15 protein-coding genes are annotated in these 20,346 nt (G+C 35.8%); 9 read left to right on the top strand and 6 right to left on the bottom strand.

What is annotated here, in order from left to right; translation table 11 throughout:
* Positions 1-168 precede the first annotated feature (168 nt).
* Complete coding sequence (locus tag ABDW27_RS13725) at positions 169-1,143, bottom strand: outer membrane beta-barrel protein (RefSeq protein ID WP_073413222.1); 975 nt, start codon at positions 1,141-1,143, stop codon at positions 169-171.
* 179 nt (positions 1,144-1,322) lie between these two features.
* On the bottom strand, positions 1,323-5,861 hold the full coding sequence (dnaE, locus tag ABDW27_RS13720; protein ID WP_343696422.1) for a DNA polymerase III subunit alpha: 4,539 nt from the start codon (positions 5,859-5,861) through the stop codon (positions 1,323-1,325).
* Between the two features lie 334 nt (positions 5,862-6,195).
* On the opposite strand from dnaE, the gene ABDW27_RS13715 reads away from it, so the two are divergent.
* The 6 genes from ABDW27_RS13715 (at position 6,196) to leuB (ending at position 13,636) form a co-directional block, all read left to right on the top strand.
* A complete protein-coding gene (locus tag ABDW27_RS13715; RefSeq protein WP_343696421.1) occupies positions 6,196-6,999 on the top strand; it encodes an SDR family oxidoreductase in 804 nt (267 codons plus the stop codon).
* A gap of 292 nt (positions 7,000-7,291) precedes the next feature.
* Positions 7,292-8,209, top strand: coding sequence for a helix-turn-helix transcriptional regulator (locus ABDW27_RS13710; protein WP_343696420.1), 918 nt, complete (start codon positions 7,292-7,294; stop codon positions 8,207-8,209).
* Between the two features lie 518 nt (positions 8,210-8,727).
* The gene (leuC, locus tag ABDW27_RS13705; protein WP_308067576.1) at positions 8,728-10,122 is read left to right on the top strand and encodes a 3-isopropylmalate dehydratase large subunit; all 1,395 of its coding nucleotides are present in this window, start codon (positions 8,728-8,730) and stop codon (positions 10,120-10,122) included.
* Positions 10,123-10,233: 111 nt separating this feature from the next.
* Positions 10,234-10,830: a 3-isopropylmalate dehydratase small subunit gene (gene leuD / locus ABDW27_RS13700; RefSeq protein WP_091490627.1), complete on the top strand. Its 597-nt coding sequence runs from the start codon at positions 10,234-10,236 to the stop codon at positions 10,828-10,830.
* A 121-nt stretch (positions 10,831-10,951) separates the two neighbouring features.
* Positions 10,952-12,472 (top strand): alpha-isopropylmalate synthase regulatory domain-containing protein, encoded by a 1,521-nt coding sequence (locus ABDW27_RS13695; RefSeq protein ID WP_343696419.1) that lies wholly within the window; start codon positions 10,952-10,954, stop codon positions 12,470-12,472.
* A gap of 108 nt (positions 12,473-12,580) precedes the next feature.
* Complete coding sequence (leuB, locus tag ABDW27_RS13690) at positions 12,581-13,636, top strand: 3-isopropylmalate dehydrogenase (protein WP_343696418.1); 1,056 nt, start codon at positions 12,581-12,583, stop codon at positions 13,634-13,636.
* Between the two features lie 119 nt (positions 13,637-13,755).
* Here the strand turns inward: leuB and ABDW27_RS13685 are convergent, their stop codons facing one another.
* Together ABDW27_RS13685 and ABDW27_RS13680 are read right to left on the bottom strand one after the other, a co-directional pair.
* The gene (locus tag ABDW27_RS13685) at positions 13,756-14,103 is read right to left on the bottom strand and encodes an RNA-binding protein (RefSeq protein ID WP_343696417.1); all 348 of its coding nucleotides are present in this window, start codon (positions 14,101-14,103) and stop codon (positions 13,756-13,758) included.
* Between the two features lie 109 nt (positions 14,104-14,212).
* Positions 14,213-14,710, bottom strand: a complete 498-nt coding sequence (locus ABDW27_RS13680; RefSeq protein WP_343696416.1) for a DUF6252 family protein — start codon at positions 14,708-14,710, stop codon at positions 14,213-14,215.
* A 191-nt stretch (positions 14,711-14,901) separates the two neighbouring features.
* On the opposite strand from ABDW27_RS13680, the gene ABDW27_RS13675 reads away from it, so the two are divergent.
* The 3 genes from ABDW27_RS13675 (at position 14,902) to ABDW27_RS13665 (ending at position 16,793) form a co-directional block, all read left to right on the top strand.
* Positions 14,902-15,465, top strand: coding sequence for a 30S ribosomal protein S16 (locus ABDW27_RS13675; protein ID WP_343696415.1), 564 nt, complete (start codon positions 14,902-14,904; stop codon positions 15,463-15,465).
* Between the two features lie 15 nt (positions 15,466-15,480).
* Positions 15,481-16,005, top strand: a complete 525-nt coding sequence (gene rimM / locus ABDW27_RS13670) for a ribosome maturation factor RimM (RefSeq protein WP_343696414.1) — start codon at positions 15,481-15,483, stop codon at positions 16,003-16,005.
* Positions 16,006-16,085: 80 nt separating this feature from the next.
* Positions 16,086-16,793 (top strand): methyltransferase, encoded by a 708-nt coding sequence (locus ABDW27_RS13665; RefSeq protein ID WP_343696413.1) that lies wholly within the window; start codon positions 16,086-16,088, stop codon positions 16,791-16,793.
* On the opposite strand, the gene ABDW27_RS13660 is transcribed toward ABDW27_RS13665, so the two are convergent.
* Positions 16,790-18,082, bottom strand: coding sequence for an HlyD family efflux transporter periplasmic adaptor subunit (locus ABDW27_RS13660; RefSeq protein WP_343696412.1), 1,293 nt, complete (start codon positions 18,080-18,082; stop codon positions 16,790-16,792). The genes ABDW27_RS13665 and ABDW27_RS13660 overlap by 4 nt on opposite strands.
* A 2-nt stretch (positions 18,083-18,084) precedes the next feature.
* Complete coding sequence (locus ABDW27_RS13655) at positions 18,085-20,277, bottom strand: peptidase domain-containing ABC transporter (protein ID WP_343696411.1); 2,193 nt, start codon at positions 20,275-20,277, stop codon at positions 18,085-18,087.
* Between the last annotated feature and the right edge of the window lie 69 nt (positions 20,278-20,346).

The raw sequence follows: 20,346 nt of genomic DNA, 5'->3' as shown, positions 1-20,346 counted from the left end.
TTTAGATTCAATCCTATCAACCTCCAGCTAAAGCTGGAGGCAATTCAAACTCAAGCTTTGTCAAAGTTTAAAACTTTGACAAAGCTAAAATCTAACAAAAAAGCACAAAAAAAGGATATTCTCTCGAACATCCTTTCTTCAAAAAACTATAAAACTTCTATAAAAAAATTATAGGCTGTATTTTAAACCTACAGTTAATCCTAAACCAGAGATTCCAACATAAGAGCTTAACTCATCCATTTTGTCATTTGGTCTTGTAGTATCAGTTGTATCGGTTGTAGTTGCCGTATTTGGGTTAAACAAAGGATTATTAGAATTTACATCTAATCTATCATGATAAACTGTATATCTCTGTGAAGTATTTCTTGTTGCTAAAGCATCTTGTCCATTCACTGTATATTCAGTAGTTTCTTTTGTTTTTCCGTGCACAGTAAAGTTACGGTATTCTAATTCAGCAAACGCAGAAATGTGTTTTCCTAATTTATACGATGTTCCTAAAGAAGCCATAAATCCAAGTGTTGGGTTTGGTTTTACCACATCCTTAGAATAAATATTATTAGTTGCTACCACATTATTTCCTGAATAAGATGTAAGCTCTCTATCAGTTTTTATATCTAATGTACCGTGAATTGGAACAATTACTCCAACTTTAGTATACGGCTCAAATCCATGAGCTTCACCTAAAAACATTACGACAGCTGGTGCAATGTCAAAAGCTTTAATTTGTCCTTCAGCAGTAAAGCTTAGATAAGTATCTACGTTTGTAGCCTGATTGTAAGCATAAAGTCTATTTGTTGTCTGAGCCATTGTCTTACTATTACTAATGTAGTAATTAGCTGCAACCTCAACTCCTAAACGTGTAGAGAAACGATATCCTGCAGTGATTCCACTTCTAAAACCCTGACCAAAAGAACCTGTAATACTTTCTCTTGAAACCAATTTATTATTTGTTAATCTACCTTCGTATACATCTCTGTTTGGTGCCTGTCCTCCAACTTCTGGAAACTCAGTTGAAGCAGTTTGGTTAAAATAAGATCCTCCTAATTTAAAATACCAGCTTTCTGGTTTGTCTGCTTTTTCTGTCTGCGCCATAGTAGCCATCGAGCAAACTAATAATCCTAATAAAAATAGGTTCTTTTTCATAATTCTGATTTTAATTGTTTTTTTACAAACATAGATTATTTTAACATATTCTTATAGTTTGTATTGTTAGACTTGGAACGAAATCGTTGTAATTTTGAGCAATAATACTAAAAAAGTATTATGCGTGCATATTTTTAACACTAAAATTTCACATTCTTTTAAATTTTAACTGTTAAAATTTAATTCAGTTTAAAATTTACCTGCATTTTCTCTAATTCCTGAAGTAATTCAGCACAGATTCTGACTTTTAATCTTCTGCTTGGCATAGATAATTTGGTTACAACTTTCACTTCTTCTACTTCTTTTACCTCCTGCATTTTAGCTTCTGCGGCTGTAGTTTCGTTATCGTCGCTCTCATCTGCAAAGACTGCATCTTCATTATCTTCAAATTCACTTGTGGTTTCTACCTCAACCAAACGCTTTATATTTTCGATTTCCATAATTTCAAAACTCACCGAATTTTCTCCTCTATTCTCGTTGAATAAATGACTCAGTCTGTGAATAAAATCGGGATGTAAATCTTTTATATCTAATAACAAAATGAGTTTTTTAGCAAAGGCTTCTAAAATATCCTGCAATTGTCTTACCTCGACAAACTGCATTCTCGGGTCTGATTTTTTACCGGTTTCATGATTAACCCAGCCGTCTTTTATCATTATTTTCAAAAACGCGAAATTATTTTGAATTAAGAAATGGCGGAATTTCAAATATTCTTCACCAAAAATCTTAAACTCATAACTTTCATCATAACCTTCTAAATTGAAAGCTGCCCAGCCTTTTCCATTTTTAGCCACACGATGCTGTACGTTATTAATAATTCCGGCAAAAGTTAGATTCTTCCCAACATATTCATTCATACTTTTCAAAGCTTCTAAACGGGCATTACAGAAGTATTTCATTTCAAACCTAAAATCATCAAGCGGATGCCCGGAAATATAGATTCCGACAACTTCTTTTTCTTTTGCCAATTTTTCCATTGTGCTCCAGTCTTCACATGGCGGCACAACTGGCTCTGCAATTTGTACTTCACTGGTTTCTCCAAATAAACTTACTTGCGAAGAGTTTTCATTTTCCTGAAACTTAGATCCGTAACGCATTGCTTTTTCGTAGAAAGTGATTCCGTCACCATCGTCATGGAAATATTGCGCTCTGGTTGTTCCTTCAAATGAATCAAAACCTCCAGCCAATGCTAAATTCTCAATCGCTTTTTTGTTGGCCGCGCGCAAATCAATTCGCTTTGCCAAATCAAAAATCGATTTATATCTTCCGTCTTTTCTGTTTTCTACAATGGTTTCTACAGCTCCAGAACCCACTCCTTTGATCGCTCCCATTCCGAAACGAACCGCGTAATCATCGTTTACTGTAAACTTATAGTACGACTCATTTACACAAGGCCCCAAAACCTGTAATCCCATACGTTTACATTCTTCCATAAAGAAAGAAACTTGTTTGATATCGTTCATGTTATTCGAAAGTACCGCTGCCATATATTCTGCAGGATAATGCGCTTTCAAATATGCCGTTTGATACGCAATCCAAGCATAACAAGTCGAGTGCGATTTGTTGAAGGCGTAACTCGCAAAGGCTTCCCAGTCTTTCCAGATTTTCTCAAGAATTTTGGCATCATGACCTTTTGCAGCTGCTTGTTCAACAAACTTCGGCTTCATTTTATCTAGTACGTCTTTTTGTTTCTTACCCATCGCTTTACGCAAAACGTCGGCCTCACCCTTTGTAAATCCTGCCAAAGACTGAGACAAAAGCATTACCTGCTCTTGGTAAACGGTAATTCCATAGGTTTCTGATAGATATTCCGCACAAGCATCTAAATCGTATTTGATTTCTTCGTCACCATTTTTTCTTCGAACGAAAGACGGAATATACTCCAAAGGTCCCGGACGATATAAGGCATTCATGGCAATTAAATCTCCAAAAACTGTTGGTTTAAGATCTTTCATATATTTCTGCATTCCAGGTGACTCGTATTGGAATATTCCAACGGTTTCACCTCTTTGGAAAAGCGCATATGTTTCTTCGTCATCAATTGGAAATGTATCAGGATCTAGTTCAATTCCTGTTCTGTATTTTACCAGTTTTACGGTATCTTTTATCAGCGTAAGGGTCTTCAGACCCAAGAAGTCCATTTTCAGCAATCCGGCACTTTCTGCAACCGAGTTATCGAACTGTGTTACATATAAATCAGAATCTTTTGCTGTTGTAACAGGAACGTAATTCGTAATATCCGACGGCGTAATGATTACCCCACAGGCATGAATTCCCGTATTACGCATCGACCCTTCCAAGATTTTTGCCTGCTGAATGGTTTCTCCTGCCAAATCATCTTCATTGGCAATGGCGATTAATTCTTTTACATTATCAAATTCGTCCGAACGAAGGGCTTTTTTAACCTCTTCTTCACTTTCAGAAATAAAACGCGCCAAATTCCATTTTGACGGCATCATTCCCGGAATCAATTTTGCAATTCTATCGGCTTCAAATAGCGGCAAATCTAGTACACGCGCCGTATCACGAATCGCCGATTTGGTTGCCATTTTACCATACGTGATAATCTGTGCTACCTGTTTTTGACCGTATTTATTAATTACGTATTCCATTACGCGTCCACGACCCTCGTCATCAAAGTCGATATCAATATCGGGCATCGATACACGGTCAGGATTTAGGAAACGCTCAAAAAGTAAGTCGTATTTAATCGGGTCAATATTGGTAATTCCGAGACAGTATGCAACGGCTGAACCCGCTGCAGATCCACGGCCAGGCCCTACCGATACGTCCATTTTTCTTGCCTCGGCAATGAAATCTTGTACAATCAAAAAGTAACCAGGATAACCTGAATTCGAAATCGTCATTAACTCAAAATCCAAACGTTCTTGAATGGATTCAGTGATTTCTCCGTAACGCCTTTTGGCACCTTCCATAGTAAGGTGCCTTAAGTATTTATTTTCTCCGCGAACACCTCCATCTTCTTCATCTTCAGGAACCATAAATTCTTCCGGAATTTCAAATTTCGGAAGTAATACGTCTCGATATAATGAATATCCTTCGACCTTATCAATAATTTCCTGAATGTTGATAATCGCTTCGGGCAAATCAGCAAAGAGTTTTTTCATCTCGTCTTGCGACTTGAAGTAGTATTCCTGATTTGGAAGTCCGTAACGGTAGCCGCGACCGCGACCAATTGGCGTCGCTTGTTTTTCTCCATCTTTTACACACAATAAAATGTCGTGTGCATTGGCATCTTCTTTATTTAAATAATACGTATTGTTTGTCGCAATTAATTTGACATTGTGTTTTTGTGAAAATTCAATCAGGGTTTTATTGACACGATTTTCATCTTCCTGATTGTGGCGCATCACTTCAAGATAGAAATCTTCGCCAAATTGTTCTTTCCACCAAATTAAAGCTTCTTCAGCTTGGTTTTCACCAATATTCAAGATTTTACTCGGAATTTCTCCATACAAATTCCCAGACAAAACCATGATATCGCCTTTGTATTGCTCGACAATCTTACGGTCAATTCTCGGAACATAATAAAATCCGTCTGTATAGGCAATCGAAGCCATTTTAGCCAAATTGTGATATCCAGCTTTATTTTTAGCCATCAAAACAACCTGATACCCGTTGTCTTTTTTGCTTTTATCTAAGTGATTTTCGCAGATATTAAATTCGCAACCAACAATTGGTTTTACCTCAGTTTCTGTTGGTTCTTCTCCCGCTTCTACTAAAGCTTTATTTTTTCCGGAAGCCGCTTTATTGTGGTTCATAACGGCGCTCACAAAGTGAAAAGCTCCCATCATGTTTCCAGTATCTGTCATGGCTACAGCTGGCATTCCGTTTTTTGCTGCAGCTGCTACAATATTTCCAATTCCGATAGTCGATTGAAGTACCGAAAACTGTGTATGATTGTGTAAATGTGCAAATTTTGCGGCTTTGAAATCGGCTTTATCTTCTTCTGAAAAGACATTTTCTGTGTCTTCTCCTGCTAAAGCTTTAAGCTGTTCTCTAATTTTATCAGAAGCCGCTTTTAAGTTGATGTGTTTTAAACCAATTAACTTAAATGGCTCTGGATTTCTTTCCTGAAAATCTTTGAAATATTCTTTAGGAACGTCAAGCTCTTCTTTAGTGAAAACCTCTCTTCTAACTAATTCCAGAAAACAACGCGTAGTTGCCTCAACGTCGGCAGTTGCGTTGTGCGCTTCCGCGAAAGGAACGCTGAATAAATATTCGTGAAGTTCTGTCAAAGTTGGCAATTTGAATTTTCCTCCACGACCTCCCGGAAGCTGTAATAATGAAGCGGTAACTTCGGTACAGGTATCCAAAACAGGAATGGAAGCCATAGTAGAATCTACTCCCATTCTATGGAATTCGGCTCCCATAATATTAACGTCGAAACCTAAATTCTGTCCAACGATGAATTTAGTTTTACTTAAAGCGATATTGAATTTTTCTAAAACTTCGGCCAAAGTAATTCCATCGGCTTCAGCCAATTCAGTAGAAATTCCGTGGATACGCTCGGCATCATAGGGAATGTTAAATCCTTCTGGTTTTACCAAATAATCCTGATGTTCGACAAGCTGTCCCATTTCGTCATGCAACTGCCAGGCAATTTGTATACAGCGAGGCCAGTTGTCAGAATCGGTAATCGGGGCATCCCAGCGTTTTGGTAATCCGGTTGTTTCGGTATCGAATATTAAATACATAGAGTTGTAAAAAGTCAAATTTTAGAACTCCAAATTCCAAATCACAAACATTGTAAAACATTGACAACATGAAACATAACAAAATGTGAAATGAAAAATAGGAGGAATTCAAATTTACGCTTTTTTTTAAGTGAATGAAAAACGAAGTTATCAACAAAAGCACAATTAACATCTCGGCATTCTAAATGCAAAAACTACCAAATTTTATTCTTTTTTTCTTAAAAACCTTCAATTATTCATTTTGGATACTCATTAGACCAAAATGAACACTTTTAAGCTTTACTGTATCCTGAACTTTGCTTCATCAAATTATAACAATTAAAAAATAATAATCATGAAAACAATTTTTATCACAGGCGCATCATCAGGTTTAGGAAAAGCAACAGCAAAATTATTTCAGGCAAAAGGATGGAACGTAATCGCAACAATGAGAACTCCGGAAAAGGAAACCGAACTTTCTCAATTAAAAAATGTAACGCTTTTACCATTAGACGTTACCAATTTTGACCAAATACAAACTACGGTTCAAAAAGCGATTTCATTAGGCGATATTGATGTCGTTTTTAACAATGCGGGTTATGGATTAATTGGCCCTTTAGAAAGCTTTTCAGATGATCAAATCACAAAACAGCTAAACACTAATTTATTGGGAACTATTCGTGTTACGAATGCTTTTATTCCGTATTTCAGAGAAAAAAGGAATGGATTATTTATTTCAACAACTTCTATTGGGGGATTGATTTCTTTTCCTCTAGGTTCTGTTTATCACGCAACTAAATGGGGATTAGAAGGCTGGAGCGAAAGTATGGCTTTTGAACTAAATCAATTTGGAATAAACATTAAAACGGTTTCTCCGGGCGGAATCAAAACAGAATTCTTACACGGTTCACTTGATACTGGCGTTAAACCAGAATATGAAGCAATGGCCAACAAAATGTTTGAAAATGTAGATGTAATGTTTGAAATGGCATCAACACCAGAACAAATTGCCGATGTTGTTTATGAAGCTGCGACTGACGGAAAAACCAAACTAAGATATGTAGCAGGCGAAGATGCAAAAGCACTTTACCAACAAAGACTGGAACAAGGCGACGAAGTTTTTCGTGCTGCATTTGGCAAACAATTTTTGGGTGCATAATTTATTCTTAAGAGGCTGTTCGAAAAATATTGAAAATTTTATTAAGCTCCAGCGGAGCAGAATATTTATAGAAATTAATTTAAGCGTCCAGATGAAAAAGAGCTCCAGCGGAGCAAAATATCTATAGAAATTCAATCATACGGATGGAAAAAAGCTCCAGCGGAGCGAAATATTTGTCGCAATGAATATGTCGCTCCGCTGGAGCTCTACTCTCAATAATAACTGCAATTTCTATACATATTTCGCTTCTCCGAAGCTTTTTTAGACTCTCAAATTTTCATACTTTTATATCATGGAAAAGAAAAACAATAAGCCAACCAAAATTTCCTCTGTTTCGCAGTTTCATACTTTGTTTGATCTGCCAAAACCATTGCATCCAATGATTAGTTTGGTTGACAATAAAATTCTGGCTGTCAAAGCAGAAACGAATAATTCTTTTCTGTTAGATTTTTATAAAATATCTTATAAATATTCTACGAATGGAAAAATGGGTTACGGTCAGGGTTATTATGATTTTAACGAAGGCGGTTTGATGTTTACTTCTCCTAATCAATTGATTTTTACGGATAATGAAGAAGGTGCCGAATATCATGGCTATACTTTGTTTTTTCATCCGGATTTTATTCGAAATTATCCTTTAGGAAAAAACATCAAGAAGTATGGTTTCTTTTCATATGATACAAATGAAGCGCTGCATCTTTCTGACAGCGAAAAAACAACCATTTTAGGACTATTAAATAGTATTGAAAATGAACTCCAGACAGCGATTGACGAAATGAGTCAGGACGTTATTGTTTCTTATATCGATGTTTTACTGAATTATAGTAATCGTTTTTATAAACGTCAATTCATTACGAGAAAAACCATCAGCAATGATTTATTACTTAAAGTAGAAAACACTTTAAATGATTATTTTAATAATGCCGAAACTTTAAAAAGAGGCTTGCCTTCTGTAGATTTTTTGGCTTCACAAATTAATGTCTCCAGTCATTATTTAAGCGATATGCTTCGCAATTTGACGGGACAAAATGCACAACAGCACATTCATTCTAAATTGATTGAAAAATCGAAAGATTTTTTAATGACAACAAATCTTTCGGTTGCGGAAATTGCTTACCAATTGGGCTTTGAATATCCGCAGTCTTTTAGCAAATTATTCAAAAAGAAAACCAATTTAACGCCTTTAGAGTTTAAAAACTCATTGAATTAATCTTCAGAATAATTCTCCACAAAAAAGCAGTTTTTGTGTTTAAAAAACATGAAATTTCATAAAAATACACTTCTTGGATGTCGTAGTATTTTGATGTTTTATTGAATCTAAATAACGTCCGAAAAACACCTTTCAAAGCTTCAAAAAACCTAAAAAGCATTCTTTTTTCAGAGATTTCAAAACTAACAATTATTACTATTTTTATGTAATTTGTTAGATTTTTTCAATCAAATTCTTATATTTTATATTGATTTTGAGATAAATTTGCAAACTATTAAAACAAAAAACAAACAAGGAAAATTTAAGCCGAAAAAGAAAAATCAAATCAGTTTCTTTATCATTATTCCTTCAAATTTTAGTCTGCAAAAGCCATTTGACAATTTGTAAATTAGTTTGGGTATCGTATATAATGAAATATCGAAATTGACGCTTTTTTATCTTTTTTTACTTTTGTTTTGCTATTATAATGAACAGGAAATTGCTGTGGTTATAGAAATTACAATTTAAAAAAATAAAAAATGAGTAAGACATTATTTGACAAAGTATGGGATTCACATGTTGTGCGTAAAATTGAAGATGGGCCAGATGTGTTTTTTATTGACCGCCATTTCATTCATGAAGTTACGAGTCCTGTTGCTTTTTTAGGATTAAAATCAAGAGGCGTTAATGTATTATATCCTGAACGTACTTTTGCAACTGCAGACCACAATACACCAACCATAAACCAACATTTACCAGTTCAGGATCCGCTTTCTGCAAACCAGCTTAAAGCTCTTGAAGACAATGCTAACGAATACGGAATTTCGCACTGGGGATTAGGTCACCAAAAAAATGGAATTGTACACGTAGTTGGTCCTGAAAACGGAATTACTTTGCCAGGTGCTACTATTGTATGTGGAGATTCACATACGTCTACTCACGGTGCTTTTGGAGCTATCGCTTTTGGTATCGGAACATCTGAGGTTGAAATGGTGCTTTCTACGCAATGTATTATGCAACCTAAACCAAAGAAAATGCGTATTAACGTAAACGGTCAATTAAGCAAAGGTGTTGGTCCAAAAGACGTTGCACTTTATATTATTGCTCAGTTAACTACTTCTGGAGGAACTGGTTATTTTGTTGAATACGCTGGTGATGTTTTTGAAAACATGACTATGGAAGGCCGTATGACAGTTTGTAATTTAAGTATCGAAATGGGTGCTCGTGGAGGAATGATCGCTCCTGACCAAACTACTTTCGATTTCTTAGAAGGAAGACTTTATGCTCCAAAAGGTGAAGCTTGGACAAAAGCTGTTGAATACTGGAAAACTTTAAAAACAGATGCTGACGCTGTATTTGATGCTGAATTAAACATCAAAGCTGAAGATATTGAACCAATGATTACTTACGGTACTAACCCAGGAATGGGAATTGGTATCACAAAACATATCCCAAGTGCAAACCAAGTTGAAGGCGGTGAGGAAACTTACAAAAAATCTTTAGCTTATATGGGCTTCAACGAAGATGATGTAATGATCGGAAAACAAATCGATTACGTTTTCTTAGGAAGCTGTACAAACGGACGTATTGAAGATTTTAGAGCTTTTGCTGAAATTGTAAAAGGAAGAAAAAAAGCAGACAATGTTACAGCTTGGTTAGTTCCGGGTTCTCACGTTGTTGAAGCGCAGATTAAAGAAGAAGGAATTTTAGATATTTTGACTGAAGCTGGTTTCGTATTACGTCAGCCGGGATGTTCTGCTTGTTTAGCAATGAACGATGACAAAGTTCCTGCTGGAAAATATGCAGTAAGTACTTCAAACAGAAACTTTGAAGGTCGTCAAGGTCCTGGTTCAAGAACGCTTTTAGCAAGTCCGATTATGGCTGCTGCTGCTGCTGTCACAGGAAAACTAACAGATCCAAGAGAATTATTTTAATTCTCGCTGTAAGCTTTAAGCAATAGGCTTTAAGCTAAAAATTCAATACAAAAACAATGCTGTAGAAAAAAGCCTAAAGCTTATAGCCTACAGCCTAAAGCAAAAATCAAAATGGCATACGATAAATTTAATATACTTACTAGCAGCGGAGTTCCGTTGCCAATTGAGAACGTAGATACAGATCAAATTATTCCAGCTCGTTTCTTAAAAGCTACAAAACGTGAAGGTTTTGGAGACAATCTTTTCAGAGACTGGAGATACAACGGAGACGACACTCCAAAAGCAGATTTCGTTTTAAACAACCCAACTTATAGCGGGAAAATTTTGGTTGGAGGAAAAAACTTCGGTTCTGGATCCTCTAGAGAGCACGCTGCTTGGGCGGTTTATGATTACGGATTCCGCGCTGTAGTTTCTAGTTTCTTTGCAGATATCTTCAAAGGAAACTGTTTAAATATTGGTGTTTTGCCAGTACAAATCAGTCCAGAATTTTTAGCTAATATTTTCAAAGCTATCGAAGCTGATCCAAAAACAGAATTAGAAATCAATCTTCCAAACCAAACCATTACTTTATTGTCAACTGGTGAGCAGGAATCTTTTGCTATTAACGGTTACAAAAAGAACAACTTAATTAATGGTTTTGATGACATTGATTATTTACAAGATATGAAGGAAGATATTAAAGCTTTCGCTGATAAACTTCCTTACTAAAAAATCAGGTTCAGTCCTTTGAGACCCGACAGGTTTTTGAAACCTGTCGGGTCTTTATAAGTTAAAAAAACCAAGACAACACAACAAAAATTTACCTTATAAAGGAATTCAGAATATCAATATGGAAAAAAGAAAAATTGAAATAATGGATACGACGCTTCGTGATGGTGAACAAACCTCCGGAGTATCTTTTTCTGCTGCAGAAAAACTAACCATTGCGCAATTGTTGCTGGAGGAATTAAATATTGATAGAATCGAAATTGCATCGGCTCGTGTAAGCGAAGGAGAATTTCAGGCTGTAAAAGGCATTACTTCCTGGGCTGAAGAAAAAGGATACATTAACAGAATTGAAGTCCTTACGTTTGTTGACGGAGGCGTTTCAATTGACTGGATGAAAAAAGCCGGTGCCAAAGTCCAGAATTTATTGACCAAAGGTTCAATGAATCATTTAACGCATCAATTAAAAAAAACTCCAGAACAGCATTTTTCTGAAATCGCTCAAATCATTGCTTTAGCAAAAGAAAACAATATTGAAACCAATGTTTATCTGGAAGACTGGAGCAACGGAATGCGAAATTCTCCAGATTATGTTTTTCAATTCCTAGATTTCTTATCCACTCTGCCCGTTAAAAGAATTTTACTTCCAGATACTTTAGGCGTTTTAATTCCGTCTTTGGCTTTTGAATTTATTTCTAAAATCCGAGCTAAATATCCAAACATTCATTTCGATTTCCATGCACATAACGACTACGATTTAAGCGTTGCCAATGTGATGGAAGCGATAAAAGCCGGAATCAACGGACTTCACGTTACCGTAAACGGAATGGGAGAACGTGCCGGAAATGCCCCACTAGAAAGCACTGTTGCTGTTATCAATGACTATATGCCAGAAGTAAATATCGGTATTAAAGAAACTTCTTTGTATTCTGTAAGTAAGCTAGTTGAAACTTTTACAGGTTATAGAATTCCTGCAAATAAACCAATTGTCGGCGATAATGTTTTTACGCAGACAGCTGGAATCCACGCCGATGGAGACAACAAAAACAATCTTTATTTCAATGACCTTCTTCCAGAACGTTTTGGAAGAAAAAGAAAATACGCCCTCGGGAAAACTTCTGGAAAAGCCAATATCGAAAAGAATCTTCAGGAATTAGGCTTAAAATTAAACAACGAAGATTTGAAATTGGTTACTCAAAGAATTATCGAATTGGGCGACAAAAAAGAAACCGTAACGAAAGAAGATCTTCCATACATCATTTCAGATGTTTTGGATAGTCACACTTACGAAGAAAAAATCACGATAAACTCGTATATGCTGGTACATTCTAAAGGAATGCGTCCATCTACAACTTTATCTTTAAATTTAAATGGAGAAATAATCGAAGAAAATGCCCAAGGAGACGGTCAGTTCGATGCTTTTATGAATGCTTTATCGAAGATTTACAAAAGCAAAAAACTTACGCTTCCAAAATTGATCGATTATGCCGTGAGAATCCCACCAGGAAGTAGTTCTGATGCGTTATGCGAAACTATTATTACCTGGGTCAATAACGGAAAAGAATTCAAAACCCGTGGATTAGATTCTGATCAAACTGTTGCAGCGATTATTGCAACGCAGAAAATGCTTAATATTATAACTTAATTATAGTTACAAAGGTTCAAAGTGACAAAGAGACAAAGATTTTAGTCTGCTTTTAAAACTTTGAACCTTTGTCTCTTTGTCACTTTGAACCTTAATAACACATATAGAATGAAATTAAACATAGCCCTTTTAGCCGGAGACGGAATCGGACCAGAAGTAATCAATGAAGCTGTAAAAGTATCTGATGCTGTTGCGCAAAAATTTGGACATGAAATCACTTGGAAACCAGCTTTAACCGGAGCAGCAGCGATTGATGCAGTAGGAGAACCTTATCCGGATTCAACACACGAAATTTGTAAAAATGCTGATGCCGTTCTTTTTGGAGCAATCGGCCACCCTAAATACGATAACGATCCTTCTGCGCCAGTACGTCCAGAGCAAGGTTTATTAAAAATGCGTAAAGCATTAGGTTTGTTTGCAAACGTAAGACCAACTTTTACATTCCCATCATTATTAGATAAATCTCCTTTAAAAAGAGAAAGAATCGAAGGTACTGATTTAGTTTTCTTAAGAGAATTAACTGGCGGTATTTACTTTGGTGAAAAAGGAAGAAAAGATAACGGAGATACAGCTTACGACAATTGTGTTTACACAAGAGCCGAAGTACAGCGTTTGGCTAAAAAAGGTTTCGAATTAGCCATGACTCGTTCTAAAAAATTATGCTGCGTTGATAAAGCAAACGTTTTGGAAACTTCACGTTTATGGAGAGAAACGGTTCAGGCAATGGAAAAAGATTATCCAGAGGTTGAAGTGAGCTACGAATTTGTTGATGCGGTTGCAATGCGATTGGTACAATGGCCAAATTCTTATGATGTATTAATTACTGAAAACTTATTTGGAGACATCTTAACAGATGAAGCTTCTGTAATTTCTGGTTCAATGGGATTAATGCCTTCTGCTTCTATGGGAGCTGAAGTATCTTTATTTGAACCTATTCACGGTTCTTACCCACAAGCTACAGGATTAAACATTGCTAACCCAATGGCTACTATTTTATCTGCTGCGATGATGTTCGAAAACTTCGGATTAATGGAAGAAGGAAAAGCAATGAGAGATGCCGTAAACAAAGCTTTAGAAGCTGGAGTCGTTACTGAAGATTTAGCAAACGGAGGCAAAGCTTACGGCACTAAAGAGGTTGGTGACTGGTTAGCTGCGAATGTATAATTTTTGTTTCAAGTTTTATTTGTTTCAAGTTTCAACTTAGAAAACCTGAAACCTGAAACAAAACAACATAAAAAAAGGGATAAACATAAGTTTATCCCTTTATATTTTAGAAAAAAAAATTAATATCTTCCTCTGTTTCCGCGGTCATCTCCCCCACGGTTGTTTCCGTAACCACCACGATCGTTACCGCCGCGGTTATTATTAAAACTTCTTCTTTCGCCTTCTGGTTTAGGCTCTGATTTATTTACTACAATTGCACGTCCCTGAACAGTTGCACCGTTCAATTCATCAATTGCTTTTTGCGCTTCCGCATCGTTTGGCATTTCTACAAAACCAAAACCTTTGCTTCTTCCAGTAAATTTATCAGTAATAATTTTAACAGAATCTACTGCTCCATAAACCTCAAAAGATTCTCTTAAATCTGCTTCCTCAATACTGAATGGAAGGCTTCCAACAAAAATATTCATAGATATTTATTTATAATAAGAGGCAAATGTAGTCTTATTTATATCTAATCTACCATGTTATGAGTTTATTTAAGTTTTTATTCTGATTTGATGAAGCTCAAAGAACAGATTAATTGCTAACAGGTACCAAGTTTCCACTCGGTTCCAATGGAATTTTATAAAAAACCCCTTCCGTAAAATTAATTTTGGGATTTTCAGTATCGGTTTCGTCCTCATTTAAAGCAGTAAACTTAAATGTTCCCGAAATTGTATTGGTTTCAGTATCATAATCTGTAATAACAATTTGTCCGCTCCCTTTATTTGTTCCTGTAGAAAATGATACTAATTCGCTCGTTAAAGTATTTTTATATGAAGCTTTTGAAACATCATCAATACCTAATGTAAAAGTTTGTTCTGAAGAAGAAGCCATTTGCAAAATAACTTTTTCATATCCTAAAGAACCTTCAACAATAACAGTTCCGTTTGCTCCAAAATAAGCTTTATAAGCCTGAGCTCTCCAGAAAACATTATTTTTTAAAGTTTGAAATGCGGGATTATTGAATTTTACATCTTCTGTACAAGATGTTATTAAGAATATAAATGATAAAAAGTAAAAATATTTTTTCATGTAAATAAGATGAATTTGATGCAAAAATACCGCATTATGAGATAAATATTTAAAATTGATAGTCAAAAAAAAGCTAAAAATCTGTTTTAATTACTTTTAATACTTTTAGAAACGGATAATTAATAAAAAAATTATATCTTTGCGCCCTTAATTAACAGAGGTCGAGTACCTCAAAATTTAATCACTAGATTATGTCAGTAAAAATTAGATTACAAAGACACGGTAAAAAAGGAAAACCTTTTTACTGGGTAGTAGCTGCAGATGCACGCTCAAAAAGAGATGGTAGATACTTAGAGAAAATCGGTACTTACAATCCAAACACTAACCCAGCAACTGTTGAGTTAAACCTTGACAGCGCAGTTAAATGGTTACACAATGGTGCTCAGCCAACTGATACTGCAAGAGCTATCCTTTCTTACAAAGGTGCTTTATTGAAACACCACCTTGACGGAGGAGTTCGTAAAGGAGCTTTAACTCAAGAACAAGCTGATGCTAAATTAACTGCATGGTTAGAAGCTAAAGCTGGAAAAGTTGATGCTAAAAAAGATGGTTTATCTAAAGCAAAAGCTGATGCTAAAGCTACAGCATTAAAAGCAGAGAAAGAAGTTAACGCTAAGCGTATCGCTGATGCTGCTGCTGCACAAGCTGAAGCTGCTGCCGCTGCTACAGCTACAGAAGAGGTTGCTGAAGAAGTTGCTGAAGCAACTGAAGAAGCTCCTGCTGCTGAAGAGAATAACGAAACAACTGAGGCATAATTTTACTTAGCGATAATGCGTAAAGAAGAATGTTTTTATTTAGGTAAAATCGCTAAAAAATTTAGTTTCAAGGGTGAAGTCCTGATCTATTTAGACACAGACGAACCTGAGTTATACGAAAATCTGGAATCAGTGTTTGTTGAACACAACAAACACTTGGTTCCTTTTTTTATTGAATCTAGCTCAATGCATAAAAACGACTTCCTTCGAGTTCGTTTTGAAGATGTAAATACCGAAGAAGATGCAGATGCTTTAGTAGGAAACAGCATCTATCTTCCTTTAACTATGCTGCCAAAACTTTCAGGCAACAAGTTTTATTTCCACGAAGTTATTGGTTTTGAAATTGAAGACAAACGTCTGGGGGTTTTTGGAAAAATTACTTCTATCAATGACTCTTCTGCCCAGCCTCTTTTTGAAGTTCTAAACGGCGAAGTAGAAATCTTAGTTCCGATGATCGATCAATTTCTTGTAAAAATCGATCGTGAGAATAAAAAAGTTATCATGGATCTTCCTGAAGGATTGGTCGAGATGTACTTATAATTTAGTGTTCAGTCTCAGTTTTTAGTATTCAGTTTCTAACTGAGTCAAAAGTTTTCAATCCTATCAAATCATAAATCAAAATGTTTCAGTTTAAGCAATTCTCTATCAACCAAGATCGTTGTGCTATGAAAGTTGGCACTGATGGCGTTTTATTGGGCGCTTGGGCTCCAATTCATCATAATCCGTTTAGTATTTTGGATATTGGCGCCGGAACAGGAATAATTGCTTTGATGCTTGCCCAAAGAACAAATGCTGAACAAATTGACGCTCTGGAAATTGATGAGAATGCTTACGAACAAGCTGTCGAAAACTTCGAAGCTTCTCCATGGGGAGATCGACTATACTGTTTTCATGCAGGTTTAGACGAATTTATCGACGCACCGGAAGATGAATATGACTTGATTGTTTCCAATCCGCCTTTTTACGCAGAAGATTACAAATCTGAAAATGAACAACGCGATTTGGCTCGTTTTCAAGATGCAATGCCTTTTGAAGAAATTGTTGAAGCTGCCGATTTACTTTTGTCTGAAAATGGAATTCTAGCTGTAATTCTTCCTTTTAAAGAAGAAGGAAAATTTATCGCTCTGGCAAAAGAAGCTGAATTATTTCCTTCAAAAATTACCAGAGTAAAAGGAACGCCAGCCTCTCCCATCAAACGAAGTTTATTGGCTTTTAGTCGTAACGAAGTTTCTGAAATAGAAATTGACGAATTAATTATTGAAACTGAAAGACACGTCTATACTCCGGAATACATTGAACTTACGAAAGAATTTTATTTAAAATTTTAAACCTGTTCGAATATACTTTTAAACTGATATAGAATTCTTTCGATCAATCGTAAATCTTCGGTTACAATTTCGGCACTTCCTTTCATTTCCTGCTGAAAAACAATTTGTTTCTTATAAGATGTTTCTAGTCCGTTTGGAAGAGCGACATCAATTAAAAGATTTCCATCTTTATCCGGAACCAGAGAGATGTTCTGAATCTTTCCTCTTAAAACGCCAAACTCTCGGTCAGGAAAATTAGCCAGACGAATATTAACTCTCTGCCCTACTTTTATTTTTCCAGAATTTAATGCCGGAGCTTTCACTTTTCCTATAAAACCATTTTTAGCATCGGGAATAATCGAAAAAACATTATCGCCGGAGTTAATCGTTTGATTTTCTGTCCAAACCTGTAAAAAGGTTACTTTACCACTTATCGAAGATTTTAGAGCATAAGCCAGTTCCCAGTCTTTAATCACTTTTTTAAGCTGATAAAAAGACTGCGCCATGTTTCTTCCCAGATTCACTTCCTCTTTAGTGCTGTTTGCCTGCGAACTCTGGCTTGATTTTGTATTGTCAATCAACGATGATTTCAATTGAGAAATCGATGATAAAAGGCCTCTGTAGCTCTTTTGCGCCTGCAGAAAACTTAATTTCTTGGCTTCCATTTCCTGAGCCGAAATGATGCCTTTATTAAATAAAGCTTCAAAACGCGCTATTTCATTTTTTTGAAGCTGAAGCTCACTTTCATTAATTACTTTTTGCTGCTGCAGAATCTCCAGTCTTTCTTTTATTTGAATTTTTTCAGAAATCTGAGCTCTGTTTTCAATAGCAAAAGGCTGCAGGTCATGATTTAATTCCTGTGCCTGATAATCTTTCTGAAAAACAGCATAAGCACTTTCTATTTCTCCTAATTGTGCATTTTTAAGCTTTGAGAACGGAAATTCTTTCGGATCATTAATATTGTAATGCTCAACGATATTTTTCAGCAGAAAAACGTCATTATAATTGGCTGTATTTTCTATAATGGCAAGCGTACTGTTTTTATCAACAACTGATTTGTTTTTTACCAAAATAGCTTCAATTCGCCCTGAACTTTTCGCAACGATTTTCTCTGGCGGGATATTGGTTGTAATGACAATTTCTGTATTAACAACATCGGGATATTTTATAAACCAGGAAACAAAAAAAAGCATCAGGATAATGACAAAAATCAAAACGGTTCCCCAGCGTATCATCCAGTGCGGTACTTTGGTGAGAATGTCCTGAACTTCCTCGCTTCTTAATTCGAATGTATTATTATCTTCTGCCATGATTAATTTCCTAACTGTAATTGATTTTTAACCAATTCAAAATAATTCCCTTTCTGTGCCACTAAAGCCGAATGTGAACCGATTTCAATTATTTTTCCTTTTTCTAAAACCACAATCTGATCTGCATTCATAACCGTGCTTAAACGATGTGCAATTACAATTACCGTTTTGTTTTTAAAGAAAATATCCAGCTTTCGCATAATTTCTTTTTCGTTATTGGCGTCTAATGCTGATGTTGCTTCATCAAAAAACAGAATTTCAGGGTTTTTATAAACGGCTCTTGCAATTAACAATCGCTGTTTCTGTCCTGTACTCATTCCAGTTCCTTCTGCACCGATTTTTGTGTTATAACCTAAAGGAAGCTCACTGATATATTCTTTAATATTGGCTACATCTGCCGCATAAACCAATCGTTCTTTGTCAATTTTGTCAACGCCAAAGGCAATGTTGTTGGCAATAGTATCGCTGAAAATATACCCTTCCTGCATAACAGCTCCAATATTAGAACGCCAAGCTTTCTGCGAAATATTTTTAAGGTTTGAATTTCCAATATTGATTTCTCCTTTTTCGGGTTCATAAAACTTTAAAAGCAGTTTCATCAATGTTGTTTTTCCGCTTCCGCTGACACCTACTATTGCTGTTACTTTATTGGCCGGAATGGTTAGGTTCAAATCTTTTAATACCGGAATATCTGATCCTAAATACCGATATGACAGGTCTTTTATTTCAATATCAGAATCATACGGAACATCGTGCGACTGATGCTCTTCCTGCTGGGTTTCGTCTTCTTTTTCGTGAATTTCAGATAGTCTGGCCAAAGATATTTTAGCATCCTGAAGCTCCCTCACAAACTCAATAAGCTGTGTTATCGGCCCGTTTAAACTTCCCACAATTGAACTGATTGCCAGCATCATCCCCAGTGTTATCGAACCGTCAATTACCAGTTTAGCTGATAAAAATATGATGAAAATATTCTTTAGTTCATTAATTACAGAAGAACCTATTGTTTGTGACTGCTCTAAAACCAATCCTTTTATAGATACTCTGAAAAGTCTTGCCTGCACATATTCCCAGCCCCATCGTTTTTGTTTTTCTGCATTATGGAGTTTGATTTCCTGCATACCGTTAATAAGCTCCATTACTTTGCTTTGTTCCTGAGAAACCTCTGAAAAACGTTTATAATCCAGAACTTCCCTTCTTTTTAAAAACAAAGTAATCCAGCCAAAATAAAGAGCGCTGCCGGCAAAAAACACCAGAAATATTTTCAGGTTAAAGTAAGCCAGAACTGCTCCCATAACAAACATGTTGATTACGGAGAATAATACGTTTAGCGATGATGTGGTCAGGATTTTTTCAATTCGGCGGTGATCGTTAATACGCTGCATGATATCTCCGGTCATTCTCACGTCAAAAAACGAAATGGGAAGGTTCATCAGTTTGATGAAGAAATCTGAAATCAGTGAAATATTGATTCGGGTTGAAAGATGCAGTAATATCCAGCTTCTGATGAGTTCCAGACCCGTTCTGCCCGCAAAAAGGAACAGCTGTGCAAAAAGGATTAAATAAATAAAATGAATATTCTGGTTTTGAATCCCGACATCTACAATACTCTGGGTTAAAAACGGAAAAATAAGCTGCAGTAAACTGCTGGCCAATAACCCAACGCTCAGCTGAATCAAAAATGATTTATATCGCAGTACATACTGCGATAATAATCCAAATCCTAAACCGTTGTTGTCTTCTTTATCAAAATCTGACTGGAAGAATTTTGGCGTGGCTTCAATAAGTAAAGCAATACCTTCCTGAGTAGAATCGTCAGCATTATTACCAATCCAGAATTTAAGAAAATCCGCTTTATTGTATTCAATTAAGCCAAAAGCAGGGTCGGAGATATAATATTTTCCTTTTTTAATATTGTATAATACAACGTAATGATTTTTATTCCAGTGCAGGATGCATGGCAGCGGAGCTTCTTCTAATCTTTCGGCACTTAATTTTACCCCCAGGGTCCTGAATCCTATTTTCTCTGCAGCATCACTCAAAAAAAGCAAATTACTTCCCTCGCGAGTCGTCTCGCTGCTATCGCGCAATTCCTGAATGTTTATTGTTTTGCCGTAATGTTTGGCTATGATCTTTAAACACGTAGGTCCGCAGTCTTTATAATCTGCCTGTTTGTAATTGGTGAATTTTTTCAATTCTAATATTTAGGTTTTTTAATAGCAATATTATACAAAAATTCTTAAAAATTTAAACGATATCTTGAT

The sequence above is a fragment of the Flavobacterium sp. genome, from assembly GCF_039595935.1.
Lineage (GTDB): Bacteria > Bacteroidota > Bacteroidia > Flavobacteriales > Flavobacteriaceae > Flavobacterium.
The sequence above is the reverse complement of the archived record's forward strand: the minus strand, read 5'-3'. Positions and strand labels throughout refer to the sequence as shown.

Coding starts and splice junctions, on each gene's coding strand:
- ABDW27_RS13665 (WP_343696413.1), top strand. CDS start 16,086: ATGTTTCAGTTTAAGCAATTCTCTATCAACCAAGATCGTTGTGCTATG.
- ABDW27_RS13685 (WP_343696417.1), bottom strand. CDS start 14,103: ATGAATATTTTTGTTGGAAGCCTTCCATTCAGTATTGAGGAAGCAGAT.
- rimM (WP_343696414.1), top strand. CDS start 15,481: ATGCGTAAAGAAGAATGTTTTTATTTAGGTAAAATCGCTAAAAAATTT.
- leuB (WP_343696418.1), top strand. CDS start 12,581: ATGAAATTAAACATAGCCCTTTTAGCCGGAGACGGAATCGGACCAGAA.
- ABDW27_RS13715 (WP_343696421.1), top strand. CDS start 6,196: ATGAAAACAATTTTTATCACAGGCGCATCATCAGGTTTAGGAAAAGCA.
- ABDW27_RS13660 (WP_343696412.1), bottom strand. CDS start 18,082: ATGGCAGAAGATAATAATACATTCGAATTAAGAAGCGAGGAAGTTCAG.
- ABDW27_RS13680 (WP_343696416.1), bottom strand. CDS start 14,710: ATGAAAAAATATTTTTACTTTTTATCATTTATATTCTTAATAACATCT.
- dnaE (WP_343696422.1), bottom strand. CDS start 5,861: ATGTATTTAATATTCGATACCGAAACAACCGGATTACCAAAACGCTGG.
- ABDW27_RS13675 (WP_343696415.1), top strand. CDS start 14,902: ATGTCAGTAAAAATTAGATTACAAAGACACGGTAAAAAAGGAAAACCT.
- leuC (WP_308067576.1), top strand. CDS start 8,728: ATGAGTAAGACATTATTTGACAAAGTATGGGATTCACATGTTGTGCGT.
- ABDW27_RS13725 (WP_073413222.1), bottom strand. CDS start 1,143: ATGAAAAAGAACCTATTTTTATTAGGATTATTAGTTTGCTCGATGGCT.
- ABDW27_RS13710 (WP_343696420.1), top strand. CDS start 7,292: ATGGAAAAGAAAAACAATAAGCCAACCAAAATTTCCTCTGTTTCGCAG.
- ABDW27_RS13695 (WP_343696419.1), top strand. CDS start 10,952: ATGGAAAAAAGAAAAATTGAAATAATGGATACGACGCTTCGTGATGGT.
- leuD (WP_091490627.1), top strand. CDS start 10,234: ATGGCATACGATAAATTTAATATACTTACTAGCAGCGGAGTTCCGTTG.